16 protein-coding genes and 1 tRNA gene are annotated in these 21,938 nt (G+C 44.9%); 12 read left to right on the forward strand and 5 right to left on the reverse strand.

What is annotated here, in order from left to right; genetic code table 11:
* Nucleotides 1-3: 3 nt before the first annotated feature.
* Complete coding sequence (locus FTV29_RS05510) at nt 4-1,215, reverse strand: aspartate aminotransferase family protein (RefSeq protein WP_005171669.1); 1,212 nt, start codon at nt 1,213-1,215, stop codon at nt 4-6.
* 160 nt (nt 1,216-1,375) lie between these two features.
* Here FTV29_RS05510 and grxD point away from each other — a divergent pair, with 160 nt between their 5' ends.
* A complete protein-coding gene (grxD, locus tag FTV29_RS05515; RefSeq protein ID WP_004279738.1) occupies nt 1,376-1,717 on the forward strand; it encodes a Grx4 family monothiol glutaredoxin in 342 nt (113 codons plus the stop codon).
* A gap of 94 nt (nt 1,718-1,811) precedes the next feature.
* Here grxD and FTV29_RS05520 read toward each other — a convergent pair whose 3' ends face one another.
* Complete coding sequence (locus FTV29_RS05520) at nt 1,812-4,439, reverse strand: Lon protease family protein (RefSeq protein WP_005096488.1); 2,628 nt, start codon at nt 4,437-4,439, stop codon at nt 1,812-1,814.
* 197 nt (nt 4,440-4,636) lie between these two features.
* Between FTV29_RS05520 and FTV29_RS05525 the strand changes: the two genes are divergently transcribed.
* The 4 genes from FTV29_RS05525 to rpmE all read left to right on the forward strand — a co-directional run bounded on the left by FTV29_RS05525 (nt 4,637) and on the right by rpmE (nt 8,754).
* Complete coding sequence (locus FTV29_RS05525) at nt 4,637-6,805, forward strand: MFS transporter (RefSeq protein WP_180075213.1); 2,169 nt, start codon at nt 4,637-4,639, stop codon at nt 6,803-6,805.
* Nucleotide 6,806: 1 nt separating this feature from the next.
* Nucleotides 6,807-7,208, forward strand: a complete 402-nt coding sequence (gloA, locus tag FTV29_RS05530) for a lactoylglutathione lyase (RefSeq protein WP_005096493.1) — start codon at nt 6,807-6,809, stop codon at nt 7,206-7,208.
* Nucleotides 7,209-7,353: 145 nt separating this feature from the next.
* Nucleotides 7,354-8,334, forward strand: coding sequence for a bile acid:sodium symporter family protein (locus FTV29_RS05535; protein ID WP_005171651.1), 981 nt, complete (start codon nt 7,354-7,356; stop codon nt 8,332-8,334).
* Nucleotides 8,335-8,529: 195 nt separating this feature from the next.
* A complete protein-coding gene (rpmE, locus tag FTV29_RS05540; protein ID WP_005096496.1) occupies nt 8,530-8,754 on the forward strand; it encodes a 50S ribosomal protein L31 in 225 nt (74 codons plus the stop codon).
* Nucleotides 8,755-8,838: 84 nt separating this feature from the next.
* Here the strand turns inward: rpmE and FTV29_RS05545 are convergent, their stop codons facing one another.
* The 3 genes from FTV29_RS05545 to epmB are packed head-to-tail and all read right to left on the reverse strand — an operon-like array spanning nt 8,839 to nt 13,763.
* Complete coding sequence (locus tag FTV29_RS05545) at nt 8,839-11,004, reverse strand: EAL domain-containing protein (RefSeq protein WP_180075214.1); 2,166 nt, start codon at nt 11,002-11,004, stop codon at nt 8,839-8,841.
* Complete coding sequence (locus FTV29_RS05550; protein ID WP_180000251.1) at nt 10,986-12,731, reverse strand: GTPase; 1,746 nt, start codon at nt 12,729-12,731, stop codon at nt 10,986-10,988. Before FTV29_RS05550 ends, FTV29_RS05545 begins: the two co-directional genes overlap by 19 nt.
* Nucleotides 12,732-12,740: 9 nt before the next feature.
* Nucleotides 12,741-13,763 carry an EF-P beta-lysylation protein EpmB gene (gene epmB / locus FTV29_RS05555; RefSeq protein ID WP_180075215.1) on the reverse strand — a complete coding sequence of 341 codons (1,023 nt, stop codon included), beginning with the start codon at nt 13,761-13,763 and terminating at the stop codon, nt 12,741-12,743.
* A 381-nt stretch (nt 13,764-14,144) separates the two neighbouring features.
* Here epmB and efp point away from each other — a divergent pair, with 381 nt between their 5' ends.
* The 7 genes from efp to FTV29_RS05590 all read left to right on the forward strand — a co-directional run bounded on the left by efp (nt 14,145) and on the right by FTV29_RS05590 (nt 21,739).
* On the forward strand, nt 14,145-14,714 hold the full coding sequence (gene efp / locus FTV29_RS05560) for an elongation factor P (RefSeq protein WP_005171644.1): 570 nt from the start codon (nt 14,145-14,147) through the stop codon (nt 14,712-14,714).
* 171 nt (nt 14,715-14,885) lie between these two features.
* The gene (locus FTV29_RS05565) at nt 14,886-16,985 is read left to right on the forward strand and encodes a carbon starvation CstA family protein (protein WP_005171642.1); all 2,100 of its coding nucleotides are present in this window, start codon (nt 14,886-14,888) and stop codon (nt 16,983-16,985) included.
* A 10-nt stretch (nt 16,986-16,995) separates the two neighbouring features.
* Nucleotides 16,996-17,298: a YbdD/YjiX family protein gene (locus FTV29_RS05570; RefSeq protein WP_005096505.1), complete on the forward strand. Its 303-nt coding sequence runs from the start codon at nt 16,996-16,998 to the stop codon at nt 17,296-17,298.
* Nucleotides 17,299-17,729: 431 nt separating this feature from the next.
* Nucleotides 17,730-18,692: an AAA family ATPase gene (locus tag FTV29_RS05575; RefSeq protein ID WP_180075216.1), complete on the forward strand. Its 963-nt coding sequence runs from the start codon at nt 17,730-17,732 to the stop codon at nt 18,690-18,692.
* A gap of 12 nt (nt 18,693-18,704) precedes the next feature.
* Nucleotides 18,705-19,610, forward strand: a complete 906-nt coding sequence (locus tag FTV29_RS05580) for a DUF58 domain-containing protein (RefSeq protein WP_180075217.1) — start codon at nt 18,705-18,707, stop codon at nt 19,608-19,610.
* Between the two features lie 13 nt (nt 19,611-19,623).
* Nucleotides 19,624-21,615, forward strand: a complete 1,992-nt coding sequence (locus tag FTV29_RS05585; RefSeq protein ID WP_180075218.1) for a DUF3488 and transglutaminase-like domain-containing protein — start codon at nt 19,624-19,626, stop codon at nt 21,613-21,615.
* Between the two features lie 47 nt (nt 21,616-21,662).
* Nucleotides 21,663-21,739, forward strand: a tRNA-Val gene (locus FTV29_RS05590).
* The last annotated feature ends 199 nt before the right edge of the window (nt 21,740-21,938 follow it).

Consider the following 21,938-nt stretch of genomic DNA (forward strand, 5'->3'; position numbering starts at 1 on the left):
GGTTTAGGCCAAAAAAGCGTTGATCATTTTCACTAAACGCTCAATCAGCTGATCAGCCTGTTCCTGAGTAATGTTCAGGGTAGGCAACAGGCGAACCACATTACCGGCAGTCACATTGATGATGGTTTTGTATTCATCACGTGCAATTGCGACCAGCTCAGTACATTCTTTCGGTAATTCAATTCCGATCATCAGACCGAAACCACGCACGCTCACATTTTGATCGGCCAGTTTGTTGCGTAGCTGATCCACGATATAAGCGCCTTTTTCCGCAGCATTGGCGACGATATTTTCTTTTTGCATAATATCGAGAATGGTGTAGACCACACGTGAACCCAAAGCTGTACCACTATAAGTCGAACCATGATTACCGGCAGTTAATACACCTACACCACGACCTTGAGTCATGACGGCGCCAATCGGGAAACCATTACCCAAGCCTTTGGCTGTGGTCAGTACATCAGGAATAATGCTGGTGTGCTGATAAGCAAAATATTTGCCCGTACGGCCATTCCCGGTTTGCACTTCGTCTAGCATCATCAACCAGTTGTGCTGGTTACAGATTTGACGAATCTCTTCAAGATAGCTGAAACCTTGAGGTGCGGTATTTACACCACCTTCACCCTGAATGGGCTCAACTAAAATGGCTACGATATCCGGATGATGAAGCGCTGCCTCTTCAATCGCTTCGAGATCACCAAAAGGTACACGAATAAAACCTTCGACCAGCGGGCCAAAGCCTTCCTGAACTTTTTTATTGCCTGTTGCAGAAAGGGTGGCCATGGTACGGCCATGGAAAGAACGATCCGCCACAATAATTTTGGGTGAAGCAATGCCTTGCATATGACCGAATTTACGTGCAATTTTGATTGCACCTTCATTTGATTCTGCGCCACTGTTGGAGAAGAATACTTCTTCCATACCCGCGACTTCGGCCAGTTTTTGTGCTGCCGCAGTTTGCCAAGGCACTTCAAACAGGTTGCTGGTATGAATCAAGGTCGCAGCCTGATCAGCAATTGCTTCGGCAATGACTGGATGCGCATGACCCAGACCACATACTGCAATTCCGGTTAATGCATCTAAATACTCTGTACCATCTTCGGTATAAAGATATGCACCTCGTCCTCGGACAAAGCTGATCGGTTGACGGCCAAATACAGGCATCAAGTGAGAAGGTTGATCAGTTTGTACCGGTGCGAGGGTAATATTATTCATGACTAACTCTTAACTGTTAGGTGGAAAGAAAAACTTATATAAGCAAAAACCCGCTCAGATTTAAAGGGTAATTGTAAATAAAATTGGAATTATTGCTTTAGACATACTGTTTTGTCTGGATTTGGGTATAATGCCAGACAGATGAGTTGAGGATTTATCAATGACTGAACAAGCACGCGATACCGAAGCGTTAATTCGTGACCAAATTGCTAAACATGCAGTACTTCTTTATATGAAAGGCACACCGCAATTTCCACAATGTGGTTTTTCTGCACGTGCAGTAGAAGCACTCAGTCAGATTGGTCGTCCGTTTGCTTATGTAAACATTCTGGAAAATCAGGACATTCGTGCGATGTTACCACAAATCGCCAACTGGCCGACATTTCCACAGCTTTGGATCAATGGTGAATTGATCGGTGGGAGCGATATCATGCTCGACATGTTCCAAAAAGGCGAATTAAAGCCTTTGGTTGAACAGTACAGCCCGGCGGCTGATGCTTAATTAAATTAAGATTTAAATCAAGCCAGATGTTAAAAAAGCGCTTCATTGAGAAGCGCTTTTTTATTGCTATTTTAAAGATAGAGCAACGACCGGATTAATCTTCTGTTGCTGCATTTGGCTTTTGAGCTATTGCATGACCTGCTTCAAGTTCAGTGTGTGGCTCAACAATTTGCTTCTTGTCTTTTTTCTTCTTCTTTTTTTTCTTTTTCTTCGGTAATTCGACCAGCTCACCACCATCTTCAATCGCTTGCCAGTAATCCAGCTGTGCCATCACCGCGGCATAGATTGAATTTTTGCTATAGCGACCTTTTTTATCCAAGGTGCCGACCGGACGCGCCATCAGGATTTCCAGCGCCTGATCAATGGTATCAATCGCATGAATATGGAACTGACCTTCTTCGACAGCAATGGTGACATCTTTACGCAGCATCAGATGCTGCATATTCTGACGTGGAATAATCACGCCTTGTTTGCCGGTCAGACCTTGCAGCTTGCAGGCATCAAAGAAACCTTCAATTTTGGCATTGACACCGCCCACTGGCTGTACTTGTCCCAACTGGTTCATAGAGCCGGTAATGGCCCAGGATTGATCAATCGGTAACTGGCTAATCGCAGAGAGCAGGGCAGACAGTTCTGCGACTGTGGCACTGTCACCATCGACCTGACCATAGCTTTGTTCAAAGGCCAGCGCAGCAGAGAAGTGCAGGGTCTGTTCACGACCAAAATGTGCTTTCAGGAAAGACGACATCAATAACACGCCTTTGGCATGCAAGGAGCCACCGAGTTCCACACTGCGCTCAATGTCGAGAATGTCACCACCCCCTTGATACACCGAAGCAGTCAGGCGTGAAGGAAGGCCAAATTCGACATCGGCATAATGAATTACCGACAAAGCATTAATCTGTCCCAGACGATGGCCACGGGTTTCGATTAGCTGTGTACCACGGGTCAGATCCTGCCAGTACAACTCACGTAAATAGCCTAAGCGATATTTGCGATGATCGAGTGCGGTATTGATATGTTTTTCCGAGACCATCTTGTCACCGGCCTGAAAGGCATGATGATGCGCTTCACGAATCAGGTCACCCAAGGTCAGGGCATGTAATGATAGTGAGCTTTGGTCTTCGGCCTGACGGCTGGAATCTGTGAGCAGTGCAGCCAAAGCAGAACGGTCAAAAGGCAATAATTTATCCGATTGCACATAGTCGGCAATCAGCTGCATATAGGCCTGCTCGTTGTCGTCATTACGTTGTAATGTATCGGTAAAATCAGCACGGATTTTAAAGATGCTGCCCAGCTCCGGTTCAAGCTCTAAAATTTCATAATAAATTTCAGGCTCGGCCAGCAAGATCACTTTAATGTTCAATGGAATCGATGCCGGTTCAATTGAAATACTGCCGGTCAGCGTGATCATATGCTCAAGCGAAGACAGTTTTAAATGCCCGGATTTAAGCGCACGCTTCAAGCCTTGCCATGCATAAGGCTGTTCCAGCAATTGTTCCGCTTCCAGCATCAGAAAGCCGCCATTGGCTTTATGCAACGTTCCGGGACGAATCAGGGTGAAGTCCGTGGTGATCGTGCCATTTTGGGTTAGCTGTTCCACATGACCAAGTAAATTGTAATGTGTTGGAAAATCTTCAAAGATGACTGGCGCACCGCTATTCGGCTTGTGGGTAATAATCACGTTGGCCTGATAACGTGCCGGTACGCGGCTGAATAGTGCCGGGGTGAAATCATCCTCTTCCTGTTCCAGCACGATTTCGACATTATTGATAATATCTTCGGCATAATATTTTAGATAATGTTCCAAGCCTTGCACATGTTTGAACTTGGATAAAATCTGTTCTACACGTGGCACCACCACCTGTTTGGCAATATCACGATTCAGAATCTGAACTCGGTCGCGTGCATCATCTTCCAGATCACCCAGATGCAAACCCAGACGCTCCAGTTTTTTGTCCATATAGCGCATATTGGTCGCCAATTCGGCCCGATCCTGATTGTTCAGCGCATTCAGATCTTCCTGAGTCATTTCCTGTAATTTGTCATCAATCAGATGTACGGGAACAAAACAGTGTTCATCGTGTCGCGAGATCAGTTTCAGATCGAGTTCTGCACCTTCTTTGGTGAGTTCGATCAGCGCCTGTTGCTGTTCATCGCCAGTTTCCTGGCGAATCATTTCAATGCGGTTGTGATAGGTTTCCGCAGTAAAACGGCGTTCGAGCTGTTTCAGAATGGTTTGCCAGCTTTGATTTAGCATGGCCTGAAATTTTGGACCCTGACCGGCAGGCAGCTCCAAAGCTATTGGCTGGCGCTGGTTTTGAAAGTTGTTGACATAAACCCAATCATTGGGTGTTTCCATGGTTTTGGCATGCTGTTGCAGCAGGCGCTTCACCATAGTGCGTTTGCCCAGGCCAGCCGTACCCACGGCAAAAATATTATAGCCTGAATAAGGTAAGGCAATCCCGGCCTCTACCGAAGCCCGTGCGCGGTCTTGCCCCAAGAAATTATTCAGGGGCTTGATCCGTTTGGTCGACGCCGGAATTTTTTCTAGGTTTGGAATGTGCGTCAGTTGGGTGGATTTTAAGCGGGTATGCTCAAGGGTGTTGTGAATTTCGCTTTGTTCAAATGCCGAGATAAGTAAATCTGAGCGGATATTTTCTGGTGTTGTCGTATTGTTGCTGGCGATAGAAGAATTAATTTGATCGAGTCTCTGGGTCACTGTTGAAATCCAAAACGAAATATTACGTTGATAAGCGTTAAGGTATACAGATTTGCTTGGAAAATTCAAGCGAACATGTGGCTTTTTCCAGAAAATAAAAAACCAGAAATGTGATAAATATATAAATCTTGTTGAAAGATGCGCTATTACAGGATTGAATAGCAGCAATTGGTTTTTCCGCGGAAAATAATAAAGCAATGACAACACAAACGACGGGTTGGAAATCCGCATTTACAGCATTTTTAGATCGACGTGCCTTGATCATGCTGTTCTTGGGATTTTCGGCCGGTGTCCCGATTCTTCTGATTTTTTCCAGTCTGTCTTTATGGTTAGGTGAGGCCGGAATCAGCAAAAGTGCAGTCACTTTTTTTAGCTGGGCAGCATTGGGCTACTCGTTTAAATTCGTCTGGGCGCCGCTCATTGATGAACTGCCAGTGCCTTTTCTGACCAAGGCTCTGGGACGCCGTCGAGCCTGGTTGCTGATTGCACAGATTCTGATTGTCTGCGCCATTTCCATTATGGCTTTTTCTGATCCGGCTTTGGGCGTAACTCATTTACAGCAAATGGCGCTGGGTGCAGTCCTGTTAGGCTTTTCTGCTGCAACGCAGGATATTGTGATTGATGCCTACCGGATTGAACTGGCGGAAACCCAGATGCAGACCGTCTTGGCCGCGACCTATAATGCCGGTTATCGGATCGGGATGATCGTGGCGGGTGCTGGCGCCTTGTTTCTGGCCGCTTATTTGGGCACAGCCAAAGGCAACTATATCTATGATGCCTGGAAATGGACCTATCTGGCCATGGCCGCGGTAATGCTGGTCGGAATTGTCACCACGCTTTGCATTCGGGAACCGCAGGTTGACCGTGTGCCTAAACATTATCTGCGCAGTGATTATTTCCGTTTAGTCGCAGTGTTTTTTGTCGCAGTGATCAGCTTTGTACTGAGCTATATCTATTCAGGCAATCTGGTCGCCAGTATTACCGAACAGTTCACCATTCAAGATACTTTTGCCTTGTTCTGCTTTGAAGCCTTACGCTTTATTGGTTCTGGTGCGATTGCCTTTGCCATTGGTGCAAGCTTGGTGAAAATGGGTGCAGTCAACAAGCAGATGGCCTATGAAACCTGGGTTAATCCGGTTGCAGACTTCTTTAGGCGCTATGGCTTAAAACTGGCATTGGTGCTGTTGTTATTGATCGGTTTTTATCGGGTTTCCGATATCATCGCCGGGGTGATTTCCAATGTCTTTTATCAGGACCTGAATTTCAGTAAAGAGCAAATCGCTGAGGCGGTCAAAGTTTATGGCGTTATTTTCTCTTTGATCGGTGGATTTCTGGGTGGGTTGTTGGCCCAGAAAATGAATATCATGAAACTGATGTTTGTCGGTGCCGTGCTGGCCTGTTTGACCAATCTCATTTTTATTGGGCTGGTCAAGTCAGGTGAACAACTGGCCGCTGTTGAAGTTAGGGTGGCTAATCAGGTTTATCAGGCAGATACAGATGAAGTTGGTTACTGGAAGCTGGAGCTACCGAGTGCCGTGCTGGCGCAAAGCAAGCAGTTACAAGTATCGGCTGCTTATCTGGATGGAGATGTTACTGATCAGGCCCCGGTACAAGTCAGTATGCCGTATTTAACTGAAAAACCGGGCAGCACCCAGTTACAGATCCTGCCGATTACGAGTGATAATACGCTTACAGCTGCTGAACAGGACAAGACCATTGTGGTGCGTGGCCAGTATGTCGGTAAAGCACTGCCAGAAAATCAAAAGATCGTGTTGCAGATTAACGACCAGAATATTGATGCGAAACTGGAAAGTGAGGGCATATTTACTGCCGCGATTCCTGCGCAGCAACTGATTCACTCACCCGCACATATTGTCAGTGCAGTCTTGATGCAAGATGGCCAGGCGCTTCAGCAAACCACACATGTTTATCAGGTCAATGATCAGCTCATCCCTGGCCAGAATCTGGATGTCGATATTCAGCCTTTGGCGGTGATAGATGGCAGTAGTTCCGACATGATCGAAGTCAGTGGTAAGGTCATCAAACCTTATAGCGACAAGTGGCTTTATTTTGCCATTATTGTCGATAATCTGGCTGCCGGACTTGCGGGTGCTGCATTTATTGCATTCTTGTCGAGCCTGACCAGTGTGTCATTTACCGCAGTTCAATATGCGATTTTTAGCTCACTCATGACCCTGACTCCCAAGATTTTAGGCGGATATTCGGGTACTATAGTGACCAATATTGGTTATCCGAAATTCTTCCTCATGACCACGTTAATTGGGATTCCGATCCTGATTCTGGTGGTTTGGGTCGCAAAACTGCTCGGTGAACACCAACAACAATCTGTACAGAAGGATGATTAATATGCGCATGCTGCATACCATGTTACGTGTAGGCAATTTAGAACAATCGCTCAAGTTCTATACTGAAGTACTTGGCATGACTTTGCTTCGTAAACGTGATTACGAAGAGGGCCGTTTTACCCTGGCTTTTGTCGGTTATGGCGATGAAGAAAATCACACCGTACTTGAATTGACGCATAACTGGGATACAGACAGCTATGAGCTGGGCAATGCCTATGGTCATATCGCGATTGCAGTCGATGATGCTTATAAGGCGTGTGAAGAGATCAAGGCACGTGGTGGTAATGTCGTGCGTGAAGCTGGTCCAATGAAAGGCGGTGTGACTGTCATTGCATTTGTAGAAGACCCAGATGGCTATAAAATCGAGCTGATCCAGCAAGATCAAGATGCACGTAATAACTAAGTGGGATGTAGCGTGATAGATGAAATGTATTCACGTATAGATGAAAATATTACATCAACCTGAGTGCATAGCATGGGCCCGGCATCTGTTAAGATAGCCGGGCATTTTTTTATCGAACAATAAAACTTTAAGGGAAGAACAGCAGATGCTTAAATTGTTGGCATTGGACCGCTTTACGATATTGCTATTTGTCATGGTGCTGTTGGCCAGTGTAGTGCCTGTCTCCGGACAGGCCGCTGAAGTTTTTGGCTGGATCACGACAGGCGCGATTGCCATTCTATTTTTCCTACACGGTGCCAAGCTGTCCCGCGAAGCGGTGGTGGAGGGGATCATGCACTGGAAATTACATACTTTGGTCTTTGCACTGACTTTTGCCTTGTTTCCTATTCTAGGTTTGCTGGCCAAGCCGATTTTATTGCCAATGCTCGGGCAGGAGCTGTACTGGGGCTTCCTGTTTATGTGCTTCCTGCCATCCACCGTTCAGTCTTCGATTGCTTTTACTTCCGTCGCACATGGGAATGTGGCCGGTGCTGTCTGTAGTGCTTCTTTTTCCAATATTATCGGCATGTTTATCACCCCGGTATTGGTGGCATTTTTTATTTTAGGTCAATCTGAGCACGGGTTTGACCCAACCGCTTCGATTATCCAGATTACGCTGTTGTTATTGGTACCTTTTATCTTGGGGCAAATTTTACGTCCCTGGATTTATCCAAAAATGATGAAAATGCCAAAAATCGTCAAGGTCTTTGATCAAGGCTCAATTTTACTGGTGGTTTATGGTGCTTTTAGTAGCGCCGTAGTAGCGGGACTTTGGAATGAAGTCAGTCTCAGTACATTATTGCTGTTATTGCTAGCCTGTTCGGTGCTTTTGACCCTGGTGATGCTGTTGTCGCTGTATATCCCACGCTGGCTGGGTTTTAGTCGCGCTGACCAGAAAACGGTATTTTTCTGCGGTTCTAAAAAAACCCTGGCCAGTGGCGTGCCGATGGCACAAATTCTATTTATTGGCCAGCCACTGGGCATGATTGTCTTGCCGATCATGATTTTTCATCAGATTCAATTGATGGTTTGCGGGATTATTGCCAATGTGTGGGCCAAAGAGGCTGAGTCAGAAGCAGAAGAATAATTCGCATATTAAATTCATTTCACGTATAATAATGCCCACTTGTTGTGCTTAGCTCTGACGGTATCCGTCTCGGTGGGCCAAAAGAATGGTCTGTTGTGGTGTTGATCTGCATGAACTTTGTTCCTGCTTCCTCATTTGAGAGTGATCAATAGCGATGACAGCTAAACCTTCTTGAATCTAATGGAGTAATCGACCATGCGCGCCGATATTCACCCAAAATATGAAACTTTAGTTGCGACTTGTTCATGTGGTAACGTAATCGAAACTCGTTCAGCTGCTGGTAAAGAAACACTTTACCTAGACGTATGTTCAGCTTGCCACCCATTCTACACTGGTAAGCAAAAGAACGTTGACACTGGCGGTCGTATCGACAAGTTCAAACAACGTTTTGCTGGTATGTCACGTTCTGTTAAACGTTAATACCCAAAATGAAAAAACGGGCCTCAAGCCCGTTTTTTTGTGCCTGCCATTTGGAAAATAACCGCATGGCAGGCATATAACTATTTAATGCTCTTGTACATCAATCAGGTGATCGAGTTTTTTCTGGAAATAATCCCCTTGAATAAAGCGGGCATCAACATTCCAGGCATTGGCGAACAGGGTCATATCATTTAATTCGCGGACCAGAATATTCAGCGGTTTGATATCATTATAGCTGGTGATTTTTTCCTGCAGCTGCTCGACTCCAGTCTCGTTATTCAGCATCTGGGTCAAGCTGGAATGCAAGCTGACACCATCTATTTCCAGCTCACGCAGCAAATTCGGACCATACATCGATTGACCAAAATCACGCAGCGCAATCAGCGCGCCATGTTCATGCAGAACACGTAGATATTTCTGCGCATCCTGTTGATTCAGCAGAATATCTTCTTCAGAGAATTGCAGGATCAGCGGATGTCGGACTTTGCTGCGAATAATCGTAATCAGCTTGGAAATAAATTCCGGGAAGCTACGGTCTTTAAAGAGTACCGCACGGTTCAAATTCACGATTAAGGTCGCATCCGGATACTGGGTAATAAAGTTGTGCAACTGTTTACTGGCTTCAACCAGAATCCAGCGATCCAGTTTAATCGACAGCTCATCATCTTCATGCAGTTCAAGCAGTGTAGAAATATCCTGCCATTTATTCTCATAAATGAAGCCGCTGGTCACTTCATAAGTATAAAGACGGGTATCTTCTTTATCATACAACTGCTGATATTTTAAATGGATTTCACCACGATCCAGACATTCACTCAAAGCTTTCAGGATATGAGGTGTCGCCGCAGGAATAGAGCTGACTGCTGGACTGATCGCCGTAACTGTTGGGCTTTCGATTGGTGTTTCAGCCACACTAAAATCGATCTGCGGCATTTCTAGAGATGGCTGGTTGCTCAGTGAAGCAGGAATATCCAGTACAAATTCAGGTGCTACTTCTGCTTGAGGTAAAGACGTAGAGAAGGCTCGTGCAATCAGTTCATTGCAGTGCGCTTCATCATTTAAACCCTGTTCCAGAACCACATAACCCATGCGTAAATTGAGCGGGAACGAATTTTGTCCCACTGTCACTAATTGTGGCTTGCTGAGTGCATTTAATCCGATCAGTTTGGATTCAAGAATTGCTTTGGAATCTGCCTGGAACAGACCGACAAGGACGTCATATTCCAGCTTGAATAATGGAACATGGGTTTGTTCTTTGAGGAATTCTTTAACAGCTTTGAAATATCCACTAAACGTCGTCCACTCAGACTGTAGAACTTCTGGTTCATAGGAACTTAAAGAGAAAGTTACCATGGCATTTACAGGTGCGGACTGTTTGGTTATTTCACGTTTAAGGAGCTGGAAAGTACTCGGTTTTCCGGCTGGCTTCTCGGTATTGCCTGCTTGAGCCTGAGTATCAATAGTAATTTGTAGTGCATCTTCTTCAGCGCTGGATGGCAAGAATTCCAGTTTTAATGGCTTAGATGCGGCAACACGCGGATTAAGAGAGTAGATTTCAACCCGGCCTAAATCGACCTGGCCTTGAGAAATCTTTTTGAAACGTGTTTTAAAGTCGTTTAGATCAGAAGGTTGTAATAGATCTAGCAGTGGCAGGCCAATAATCTCGTCTTCACTTTGTAAGCCAAACAGTTTCAGATAGTCTGCATTGGCCTGAATATGAATCCCTTCTTGAATGGTTGCGATGGCACGATTACTATCTTCGACTAAGGATTGTGTCTGACTTTGTGCTGCTTCCAGTTCATTGAGCAAATGTTGCTGGGTCTGCGATACACGGCTAAATGACAATGCCCGAACCAGTCCCACATAAAAGCGTTCCAGGTAGTCAAAATTGAGAATGTCATAAATTCCTTTATGAATATACTGGGCATAGTGTTCAGCCTGATAGTCATCCGGTTTAAGCAAAATCATCGGCAGATGAGACTGCTGGGAAAGACGCACCAGACTTAAGGCCTGTTCATATTTCAGATCATAAGCACGGCCAAAGATAATCAGATCCCAGTTAAAATTTAACTGTTTTTCAAAAGATTGCAAATCATCAAGCAGGACAGCATCGACCTGATAGTCATTGCTGGTCAGAAGATCACGGATTTGATTATATCTAATTTGATTATCATCAATAATCAGTAAACGTGTTTCGGTACGTTTTAACTTTTTAGACAATAATGGATTTCTCACTTCAATGCTTCCCATAAATCATGATTTCTGCTTTCATTCATGTGCTGACCGATAAAGTTTTCTATCATTTCTTCTTCTTGATCATTCAATAATTCATAATCAAAACGGATAAAACTCTGCGTAATCAGTTGTGCTTTGGTCAGATAGATTTTTAATTCTTTCTGACCGAGGCGTAAATGAATGGTTTGTTTTTCCCTAAACATCTGTGAACCAGATACAATCACACTGGTCGTGACCTGATCCAGTTGCGTCATTTTTACCAGCAGTGCAGGCTGATAATTGACATGATGGCGTTCGGTACGGCTATAAGCCGCGCAAGGGAATAATTCCTGAGCCAGAACTTCCAGACCAATTTCCAGACTCTTGTCGGTCGATTGCTTGATCCAGCGAATCACACCACCACGCCACTGACGCTGTGATTTTTCCTGAACCAGAATAAATTCACCGGTTTTTAGATTGGCAGGGGTAATACCAGTCCATTTAATCCGGTAACCATTGACACTAATATCCAGAACTTCAGCACTATGAATCTGTTTGGTTTCGCGATCGAGGGCCTTGATGCTGCTAAAACCACTTGGAATGGCATTTTCCATTGAGCTGACAAAACTGCTTTCACTCTGGAAATTATAATTGGCCTCAAGTTCCAGGGTCTCGTTAAAGTTTTTACCTTTGGATAGATAAAAATGTGCCACCGTCAAGCCAAAGCAGATATTGATCTGGGCTGAATATTCATAACGTTCGTGACGGCGTTCGATATTATTCGAGAGCAGATTATAGATATGAAAATGTAGTGCAGGGGTCAGGAACAGTTTTTCATTACGCGACAGATACTGGGCATTTTTGCTTTGAGTATGGGTCAAATGTTCCATCAGATTCTGGGTGGAAATATAGAAGCTTGGCTGAAAATTTTCACCCTGATGCGAATTAAAGATCGGGGGGTGATCTTTGCTGGCATCCACCACATAGCGGGACAGTGTGGTTTCTTTCGGTAGAATCTGCACCAGTTTGGCCCAGTCAAAACTGCATAGGTACAGCCCCTGAATTTCTGCAGGGCGAATCTGATGGGTATTAAAAATATCCAGTAAAATTAGTTGAGCATAAGCATGTGCAATATTCTGGATCTCGTGCTGGGTGCCTAAAACCTGATTGATATTGCTTTGGTAGAAATTATTTTCGATTGCACATTCAAGCAGTTGATGTGCAGCCAACCATTGCCCCATATCCGGTGTGCTGTATAACATATGCTGTTGATATAACAGCAGGCTGAGCTGTTGCAAAGCATAATAAATCGACACCATACGCGCGGTTTGAATGCTTTTCTTTTTACCCAGAGAAAACAGGGAAAATTTTTGATGGGTCAGTTGATGATTACAGCGTTTGACGATATCAATATAAATTTTGGCAAAATGGCTACGCAGCAGCATGGCCAGTTCAATGATTTGGTCGTTACGATCTGAAGTAATCAGCCCCTGATTGACAAAATGCTTTTCCAGACTGGTCAGAACATTTTCAAGGGTCGGATGCAAGACCTGAATCAGGTCAAAGCGCAGGGTTTCTGTGCATTTCAGCTCAGAAATTTCTAATAAGGCATTAAACAGGGATTTGGATGAATTTCCCAGTTGCAAAATTGAAATACCGGAAACCCACTCTTGCAAAGCTTTGGCAGTCGTCGGGCAAAAGCTCAGCTGATCCCGTGTGAGTTCCGTCGGTGTCTGAAAAATGTCGGACGTATGCTTGCTCATCTTTATTATTTAACTCAAAAATGTTGAAACCCCAAAAAGCGGTGTCTTATTGTTCTCGCCCGCTATTTCTCGAACCAGTTTAGGAACCAAATACCCCGGAAGGTTCGCTAAAACTTCAGTATAAATCTCATAAATGTCATCAGGTGGTAAATCAAAATGATGTGCACCTTTTACTTTATCAAGTACATGTAAATAATACGGCATCACCCCGGCATCAAACAAGCGATAGCTTAAATCTGTCAAAACCTGAGCAGAATCATTCACACCTTTTAATAAAACTGTCTGATTCAGCACAGTAATCTGTTCTTGAACCAACTGGTTCAAACGCTTGCAGGTGAAGTCATCCAGCTCCGATGCATGGTTGGAGTGTACCACCAGAATAATACGTAGCCTACTGTTTTTTAACATGCTAAGTAGCTCTTCGTCCACCCGGTTAGGGATCACAATGGGAACTCGTGAATGTATTCTTAAAAATTTGAGCTGTGGTAGAGATTCTAGCCGCTCGATCCAGAGTTGCAATTTCCGGTTGGATAAGGTCAGTGGATCACCACCGCTCAGAATCACTTCATTAATATCAGGCTGGCTTTCCAGATATTGCTTGATATTGATCCAGTCTTCATTTTTAGGCAGGTTGTCCTGATAAGGAAAATGCCGGCGGAAACAGTAACGACAATGCACGGCACAGGCACCGGTCAGCGTCAGCAAGAAACGCGATTTATATTTATGTAATACGCCGGGCTGCTGATTGGCCTGCTCTTCGCCCAAGGGATCGGTAACAAATCCCGGATGATCTTCCAGCTCCAGATGATGCGGCAGGACTTGTAACAGTAGCGGGTCTAAAGGATTGCCTGGCTGCATTTTGCCGACAAAAGCACGTGGCACGCGTAATTTGAACTGTTCACTGGCCAAAATGGCACCTGAGAGCAGCTGCGCCGGTGCGAGTTGCAGCAGTTCAAGCAGTTCGTGCGGATCGGTAATCAGGTCGCTAAGCTGTGATTGCCAGTTTTGTTCTTGATATAAATAATTCGTCATGCTGGAAGATTAACAGTAGAAGTGGGAGGGCAAGGCCAGAGGGTTGCAGTTTAACAGTTTGTCGAGAACCAGAATAATCTGCTGTGCGATAAAATTTGTCGTCATGACTATATGTCAAAAATGATGACAGCCGGATGGCATTTTAGCGTCCAGCAAGACATGAATAAACAAAGGATTTTCATGCCTGATGCTAACTTAGGCAGTGTGAAGGGCTGAAAGCGGAATTTTTCATTGCGGCGAGCGCCATTGCTCATTTAGAATACGTAACATTAAATGAATGTGCATGTGGCAACTTAATGTTCGTGTCAGACTTGCTAAATGACATTGCAACAGCCCTTAGCATCGATAGATTAAAGTTAGTAAGTTTGGAGAGCGCCAGTCATGGCCTATTATTCTACGAATGATTTCAAGTCAGGCCTTAAGGTTATGCTTGATGGTAACCCATGTTCAATCATGGAAAACGAATACGTAAAACCAGGTAAAGGCCAAGCCTTCAACCGCGTAAAATTACGTAACCTTAAATCAGGTAAAGTTCTGGAAAAAACATTCAAATCAGGCGAGAACCTAGAAGCGGCTGATATCGTTGAAGTAGAAATGGAATACTTGTACAACGATGGCGAAATGTGGAACTTTATGGATCCTGTATCGTTTGAACAGATCGCAGCTGATAAAACAGCGATGAGCGATGCTGCAAAATGGTTAAAAGACGATTCAAATGAAAAATGTACCATTATGCTGTTCAATGGCGTGCCGTTAAACGTGACTCCACCGAACTTCGTGGTACTTAAAATCGTTGAAACTGATCCAGGCGTTCGTGGTGATACTTCTGGCGGTGGCGGTAAGCCGGCGAAACTTGAAACAGGTGCTGTGGTACGTGTTCCATTATTTGTACAGCAAGAAGAAAGCGTTCGTGTAGATACCCGTACTGGTGATTATTTAGAACGTGCATAATGGTTTTAAAATAGACTATTATCGAGAGGGATGATCTAGATCATCCCTTTTTTTATGCCAAAGTCTTAGAGGAAAGTGAAAAGAACAGGCGTAAAGTCGCAAGGGAAAACAGCAGTACTTCGAACAACAACAACCGCGCTGATTTGTATGCATCACAATATGAGGGATTGAATGGAAACTTTACAAAAGAAGTCCACGCTGACTTCGAAAATAATTTGGCTTTTGGTAGCCATAGTGGGTGCAGTCTCCTTTGGAGTGCTGGCCCTGAGTCGGGGTGAGCATGTCAATGCAGTCTGGCTGGTACTGGCAGCTGCCTGTGTCTATAGCATTGCTTACCGTTTCTATAGCTTGTTTATTGCGACCAAAGTATTTGAGCTGAATGAACGCCGTTTAACCCCTGCGCATCGTCTGGCCGATGGTCTGGACTATGTGCCAACCAATAAAAGTGTTTTGTTTGGCCATCACTTTGCTGCAATTGCCGGTGCAGGCCCGCTGGTCGGTCCGATCCTGGCCGCGCAAATGGGTTATTTGCCCGGAACCATCTGGCTCTTGGTCGGTGTAGTACTGGCCGGTGCGGTACAGGATTTTCTGGTGCTGTTTATTTCGACCCGTCGTGACGGTCGTTCACTCGGTGAAATGGCCAAGCAGGAACTCGGCACCTTTGCCGGTATTATCGTCATGCTGGGTGCCTTGGGTGTAATGATTATCATCCTGGCTGTACTGGCACTGGTGGTCGTCAAAGCCTTGACCAATAGTCCGTGGGGTGTGTTCAGTATTGCTGCCACGATTCCGATTGCGATCTTTATGGGCGTGTATATGCGTTTTATCCGTCCGGGTAAAATTGCAGAAGTCTCGATTATTGGTTTTGTATTGATGATGCTCGGGATCATCTACGGTGAAAACATCGCGCAACATCCGTACTGGGGGCCGTTCTTCACACTATCGGGAACTGAGCTGACCTGGGCATTGATTATCTATGGATTTATTGCATCAGTATTGCCGGTGTGGCTGTTGCTTGCACCACGTGACTATCTATCCACTTTCTTGAAAATTGGTGTAATTGCGGGTCTGGCGATTGGTATTCTGTTTGCCATGCCTGAAATGAAACTGCCAGCGGTGACCAAGTTTATTGATGGTACAGGCCCGGTATTTGCAGGCTCCATGTTCCCATTCCTGTTTATTACCATTGCCTGTGGTGCTATTTCCGGTTTCCACGCCTTGGTCTCTTCGGGAACGACACCGAAACTGGTCAATAACGAACGCGATATCCGTGTGATCGGTTATGGCGGTATGTTGATGGAATCTTTTGTGGCGATCATGGCTTTGATCTGTGCCGCAGTTCTGGATCCGGGAATTTATTTTGCGATTAACTCGCCAGCCGCCTTACTCGGGACTACCGCAGAAAGTGCGGCAGAAGCAGTGCGTACCCTTGGTTTTGTGGTAACTCCTGAAGCCTTGACTTTATTGGCTCAAGAAGTCGGTGAAAACTCGATTCTGTCACGTACAGGTGGTGCACCGACTTTTGCGATTGGTATGGCGCATATCATCACGGAAATTTTTAATAGCCGTGAAATGATGGCGTTCTGGTATCACTTTGCGATTCTGTTTGAAGCTCTATTCATTCTGACAGCGGTAGATGCCGGTACGCGTGCCTGTCGCTTTATGGTGCAGGATACAGTCGGCATCGTGATTCCTGCGGTGAAAAACTCGCATAATTTCTTTGGTAACTTGCTGGGTACTGCGGTTGCAGTCGCAGGTTGGGGCTTCTTCGTCTATCAGGGCGTGGTCGATCCACTCGGCGGCATTAACAGCTTATGGCCGCTATTTGGTATTGGTAACCAGATTCTGGCTGCGATGGCGCTCATTCTCGGTACAGTCATTCTGTTCAAAATGAAAAAACAGAAATATGTCTGGGTCACCATTATCCCGACCGTTTTCCTGTTCATTACTTCCATGACTGCCGGCTGGCAGAAGATTTTCCACGAAAATCCGAAGATTGGTTTCCTGGCACAAGCTGATCGTTTCAATACGGCCATTGCCAATAATGAAATCCTGGCGCCGGCTAAAAGTATTGCAGAAATGCAGACTGTGGCCATGTCGAATCAGATTAATGCCGCACTTTGTGCCTTCTTTATGATCGTTGCTTTTGTGATGCTGTTCGCCGCGATTCGCGTGATTCGTCGTGCTTTAGCAGATCCGAATCCTTCTGTGCATGAAGCGGAAGCCATCTATCGCGATCCTGAAGACATTCAGCCAGCGAAAGGTCATTAAGGAGAGTCTTATGAATCTGAAATTTGCCAAAAGCGGAAAAACCATGATTTATAAAATCATCAAAATGACCGTGATGTCACAAAAGGATTTGATTCTGAATCCGAAAAACTGGTCACGTATTGCGACCTTGTGGCAACGCTTGCAGCAAAGTTTCCGCCTGATGGTTGGGGTGCCAGATTACCAGACCTATGTGGAGCATATGCGCAAGCATCATCCAGACCTGGAAGCGATGGACCCGAAAACATTTTATCGTCACTGTGTGGATTCGCGTTATCCATCGGCAGGCGGCGGGATGAAAAAGTGTCCGTGTTAATCATTGAGTAAAACAAGCGCCTTTCGGGGCGCTTTTTTATGCCTAAATATCGGTCTTAAAAATGGCCGAGCGAATGACCTCTCATTTCATTCACTCAGTTGTTTCAGAATATTCTTGATTCAAATCCAGGATAAAAATAAATCTGCATACCTTTTAAGTATGGTGTTTTAACTATCATAAATAAAATGTATACGAGGTATTAATACTCGCACTCGAAGAAAAAATGATTTCTTCTTGAACCGGTTTTTTTGCCTGTTTTCTATGTTGCCATTTTCTCCGTACTTGATAAAACCCACCTATTTTTATTTGAATTTTCGCCATTTTGTCGCGGGTATTCTCATTCAGTTACACAGATAGAGAATTGATCTTTTGGGGAAATTAAAATTTCAGTGTATGTTAATCCTAGACCGTGTTTTATTAGGAAAATTAGTGTGATCTGGGGCATGAAACAAAAGGAAAATAACGATACTGCACATCTCAATACTGTGCTTGAACAAAAGATTGCAAGTTATGCGCCCAAGATCCAGCATTTTTTTGAAGAGGTCAATGCCATCGTACTGGACAAGCAGGCCCAGACCAAGTTGGCGCTGTGCTGTCTGATTGCAGGTGGTCATGTTCTATTTGAGGATTTACCGGGTCTGGGGAAAACCACATTGGCGAGTAGTCTGGCACATCTGGCAGGGTTGAAGTTCCAGCGGATTCAATTTACCAACGATATGCTGGCCAGCGATGTCATCGGTATTAATATGTTTAACCAGAAAGAACATCAGTTCGAGTTTAAACAAGGCCCGATTTTCACCCAGATTTTACTGGCAGATGAAATTAACCGTTGTAGCCCCAAAACCCAGAGTGCCTTACTTGAAGCCATGGAAGAGGGTTATGCCACCATTGATGGCGTACGCTATGCCTTGCCAAAACCATTCTGGGTGATTGCCACACAGAACCCGCTGTTTCAAAGCGGCACTTATGCCTTGCCGGAATCGCAGCTGGATCGTTTTCTGATGCGTTTGTCTTTGGGTTATCCATCGCGTCATGCCGAGAAGCTGTTATTACAGCAGGAATCCCGTTTTGCCCTGATTGCCAGTCTGGCGCATATTTTTACTGAAGATGAAATTCTGGATCTGCAAAGTCTGGCGCATCAGGTCTTTATGAGTGAAGCGATTCAGGAATATCTGCTGGATCTGGCGGAAGAAACCCGCAAGAACCGTCATGGCCTGTCCACCCGTGGTTTATTGGCACTCAAGCGTGCAGCACAAGCGCATGCGCTGATTCAGCAACGTGTCTTTGTCACAGCGGATGACGTACAGGCCGTATTTGTGGCGGTGACTTCACATCGTCTGGGTTTGAGTGAAGCAGAAACTTTGAATGTCATGCAACAGGTTGCGGTCAGCTAAAGGAGTTCTCTCTTGGATAAAACCTGGCAAAAATGGCTGGCCAAACGCTTTCAATTTTCTCAGCAGAAACAGCTCTCGCAGAAAGACGTCTTGGTATTTATTTATCAGCAGGGCTATCTGTATCTGGTGTTGATCTTGATCACCTTTGTGGCAGGGGTAAATTATGCCAACAACCTGATTTTAGGTTTCTGCTTTTTAATCAGTGCTGTGCTGTGTATCAGTTTTTATCTGACGTTTAAGCAGCTGCATGGCTTGAAGATTGAATTGATCGCAGATGATGTGGGGCAGGTCGGTCATAGCGTGAATCTGCATCTTTATTTTCAACAACAGCAACTTCGCCCGCGTTATTTGTATATCAAAGCAGGGAATCAGCTAGCGAAAGTTTATCTGAATGCGCAAAAACAGCAATTTATTCTGCCATTTTATGCAGAGCAACGTGGCAAGTTTGATTACCCGGTGATTCAGATTTATTCAGTCTATCCCTTTGGTTTAGTTCGGGCCTGGACCTATCTTTATCATCAGCATTCGGCCTGGATCGCGCCCAAAGCTGAAGTTTTTAGCACAGAAAATAAATATCATCTCAACCGATTTGAACCAGATATGGATGAGTTCCGTGAATTACGCAATTACCAGTCAGGTGATTCCTTGCAGGCGGTGTCCTGGAAGCAGTTTGCTCGTGGACAAGGCCTGTATGTCAAAGTTTTTGAGCAATATCAGGATGAACACAATATCGAGATTCATTATGCGCATATGCCGAGTCAGTCACATGAAGAAAAACTTGAATTTGTGATGGGGCTGGTCGAGCAATGCGAGCAGCAGCAATGTGCGTATAGTCTGCATTTGCCACAGGCCGAATTGCCTCAGGGCGCAGGTGAAGAACAACTGCGGAAAGCCAAACAATTGTTGGCGCAGGCCTAAGGCGGGTAAATTCATGATCAATGCAAAAATCCGTACCTCGATTGTGCTGACTTTGGGCCTGATTCTCATCGCCCAGATGGCATTTATTCCGGTTCTACTCAGTATTATTTTTGCGATTAGTATTGTATGTATCTGGAATTTCCTGAAACGTCAGCAGCCATTTCCTAAAATTGGCACCTTCTTGCTCACAGTTTTGGCACTGGGCAGTATTTATTTAAGTTATCAGAGCTTTATTGGTGTTGAAGCTGGAGTGGCAGTTTTATCGACATTTTTATTTGCCAAATCACTGGAAAGTAAAAACAGGCGTGACTTAATTATTTTGTTTAATTTTGCCCTATTTGTCGCTGCCAGTTCATTTTTATACAGTCAGTCATTTGGCATGGCGATCGTGATTGTGCTGTGTTTAATCAGCTGTCTGATTGGCCTGTACCGGATTCAGACCAGCGAGTTTGAGCAGGAGCCGACCACCCAGCGTGCCGCCTTACAACAGGATGCCAAGCATGTAGCGAAGTTTATCCTGTACGCCATTCCATTTTTCCTGCTGCTGTTTATTTTCTTCCCGCGTTTGCCACCACTTTGGCATATTCCCATCCCAGAAAATAAAGGCGTGACCGGTATTAGCGACAGCATGTCGCCTGGTGATATTGCTGAATTATCGCAGTCTAGTGCATTGGCTTTCCGGATTATCGGTGATGTCAGCAAACTCCCACCGCGTTCAGAGCTGTATTGGCGCGCCTTGGTACTGGATGAATATGATGGTCAACGCTGGACCAGCAGCTTCGTCAATCAGCAACCTTTAATGCGACAGCCCATGGATAGCTCGCCAGTGCCGGTTGGATGGAACTATCAATATCTGGCTGCGGATCCTTCGGTGTTCTGGATCATGGGGCTGGAAAAATCGATACCTGTAGAGCGCCGTTATTATAACCGTCAGGACTGGAGTATTGTACCGCGACGACTCACGCAACGCGTTGAACCGATTCCGCTGCAGTGGATTGGGACACAATATGATCCTCAGGCTGTAGGTCAATATCTCGCGCGAATCAATAGCCAGGTACAGCGCAGATTCGACCCTCGAGCGCAGCAGCTGGCACAACGCCTATATACGCAAAGTGCTGAAGATCCACGCCGTTATGTGCAGAACGTTCTGAACTGGTATCAGCAGAATAACTTTGTTTATACCCTGAAACCGGGCCAGTTGGGACAAAACCGGATTGATGAATTTCTATTTAATTCGCGGCAAGGGTTTTGTGAGCATTATGCATCGAGTTTCGTCATGCTGATGCGTTATGTCGGGATTCCTGCACGTGTGGTGACTGGTTATCAGGGTGGAGAACTGGCACCGGATCGTAAGAGTTGGGAGGTCCGGCAACTGGATGCTCATGCCTGGACAGAAGTCTGGTTAGATCAGAAATGGCAGCGCTTTGATCCGACTGCCATGATTGCGCCACAACGTATAGATGGCGGAATGCAAAACCTGATGTCTCAAGATGAAAGAGTTTGGTCAAATAATTCGACCTGGACATCGCAGAATAATCAGTGGATGACCAAGATGCGGGTCTGGAGCGATTATGCCAGCTACCAGTGGCAAAGCAAGGTGGTGGGTTATAATGCAGAATCGCAACAGAACTGGCTATCAAAATTAGGTCTGAGTTCGGCTTATTCGAGTATTATCGTTTTGCTCGGCAGTATTGCACTACTGATTCTAGCCTATGGACTCAGAATTTATCTAAAAGCCCGACAGGCTCAATCCCCATTTGATCGTGCTATCCAACAGTTGAATCAATCTTTAGCTGACGATCTCAAAAAACAGCCTGCTGAAACTTTTCATCACTGGATGCAGCGTTTATCCCAACAGGTTAAGGTCGAAAATCAGTCTGCATTTATAGAGGCAATCCGGATTTTTGAAAAATATCTTTATTCAGGAGCAGAACTTACTGATCAAGAATTGAAAAAATTCAAGTATTTGCTTAAAACTTGTGCTGATAGTTTAAAAATCAAATGAAAAGACTTGTCTTCAGTCAGAAAAATTTATAATATGCCATGCATTCTAGGTGTATAGCTCAGTTGGTTAGAGCGCTACGTTGACATCGTAGAGGTCTCCAGTTCGAGTCTGGATATACCTACCAAGATTCAAAAAAGCCCATTCAAAGAATGGGCTTTTTTATGACTTAATTTTAATGTAATAAATTTAATTGTTTCGCAGATTCAAATCTCAAGTGCGACACATTTGTAGTTAGTTGAAAAAGTTAGGTGTATTCGTAGAATCATTGGACTTTTTCAACTCGCAATTGGAAAGCACACAATGAAGAAATACACCCAACTTTC

Source organism: Acinetobacter sp. YH12254, assembly GCF_013417415.1.
Taxonomy (GTDB): Bacteria; Pseudomonadota; Gammaproteobacteria; order Pseudomonadales; family Moraxellaceae; genus Acinetobacter; species Acinetobacter pseudolwoffii.

What these genes read in the sequence shown, in the direction of transcription:
- FTV29_RS05545 (WP_180075214.1), bottom strand. Translation starts at nt 11,004, where the DNA reads ATGGGAAGCATTGAAGTGAGAAATCCATTATTGTCTAAAAAGTTAAAA.
- efp (WP_005171644.1), top strand. Translation starts at nt 14,145, where the DNA reads ATGGCCTATTATTCTACGAATGATTTCAAGTCAGGCCTTAAGGTTATG.
- epmB (WP_180075215.1), bottom strand. Translation starts at nt 13,763, where the DNA reads ATGACGAATTATTTATATCAAGAACAAAACTGGCAATCACAGCTTAGC.
- FTV29_RS05570 (WP_005096505.1), top strand. Translation starts at nt 16,996, where the DNA reads ATGAATCTGAAATTTGCCAAAAGCGGAAAAACCATGATTTATAAAATC.
- FTV29_RS05565 (WP_005171642.1), top strand. Translation starts at nt 14,886, where the DNA reads ATGGAAACTTTACAAAAGAAGTCCACGCTGACTTCGAAAATAATTTGG.
- grxD (WP_004279738.1), top strand. Translation starts at nt 1,376, where the DNA reads ATGACTGAACAAGCACGCGATACCGAAGCGTTAATTCGTGACCAAATT.
- FTV29_RS05535 (WP_005171651.1), top strand. Translation starts at nt 7,354, where the DNA reads ATGCTTAAATTGTTGGCATTGGACCGCTTTACGATATTGCTATTTGTC.
- FTV29_RS05510 (WP_005171669.1), bottom strand. Translation starts at nt 1,215, where the DNA reads ATGAATAATATTACCCTCGCACCGGTACAAACTGATCAACCTTCTCAC.
- FTV29_RS05525 (WP_180075213.1), top strand. Translation starts at nt 4,637, where the DNA reads ATGACAACACAAACGACGGGTTGGAAATCCGCATTTACAGCATTTTTA.
- FTV29_RS05585 (WP_180075218.1), top strand. Translation starts at nt 19,624, where the DNA reads ATGATCAATGCAAAAATCCGTACCTCGATTGTGCTGACTTTGGGCCTG.
- gloA (WP_005096493.1), top strand. Translation starts at nt 6,807, where the DNA reads ATGCGCATGCTGCATACCATGTTACGTGTAGGCAATTTAGAACAATCG.
- rpmE (WP_005096496.1), top strand. Translation starts at nt 8,530, where the DNA reads ATGCGCGCCGATATTCACCCAAAATATGAAACTTTAGTTGCGACTTGT.
- FTV29_RS05550 (WP_180000251.1), bottom strand. Translation starts at nt 12,731, where the DNA reads ATGAGCAAGCATACGTCCGACATTTTTCAGACACCGACGGAACTCACA.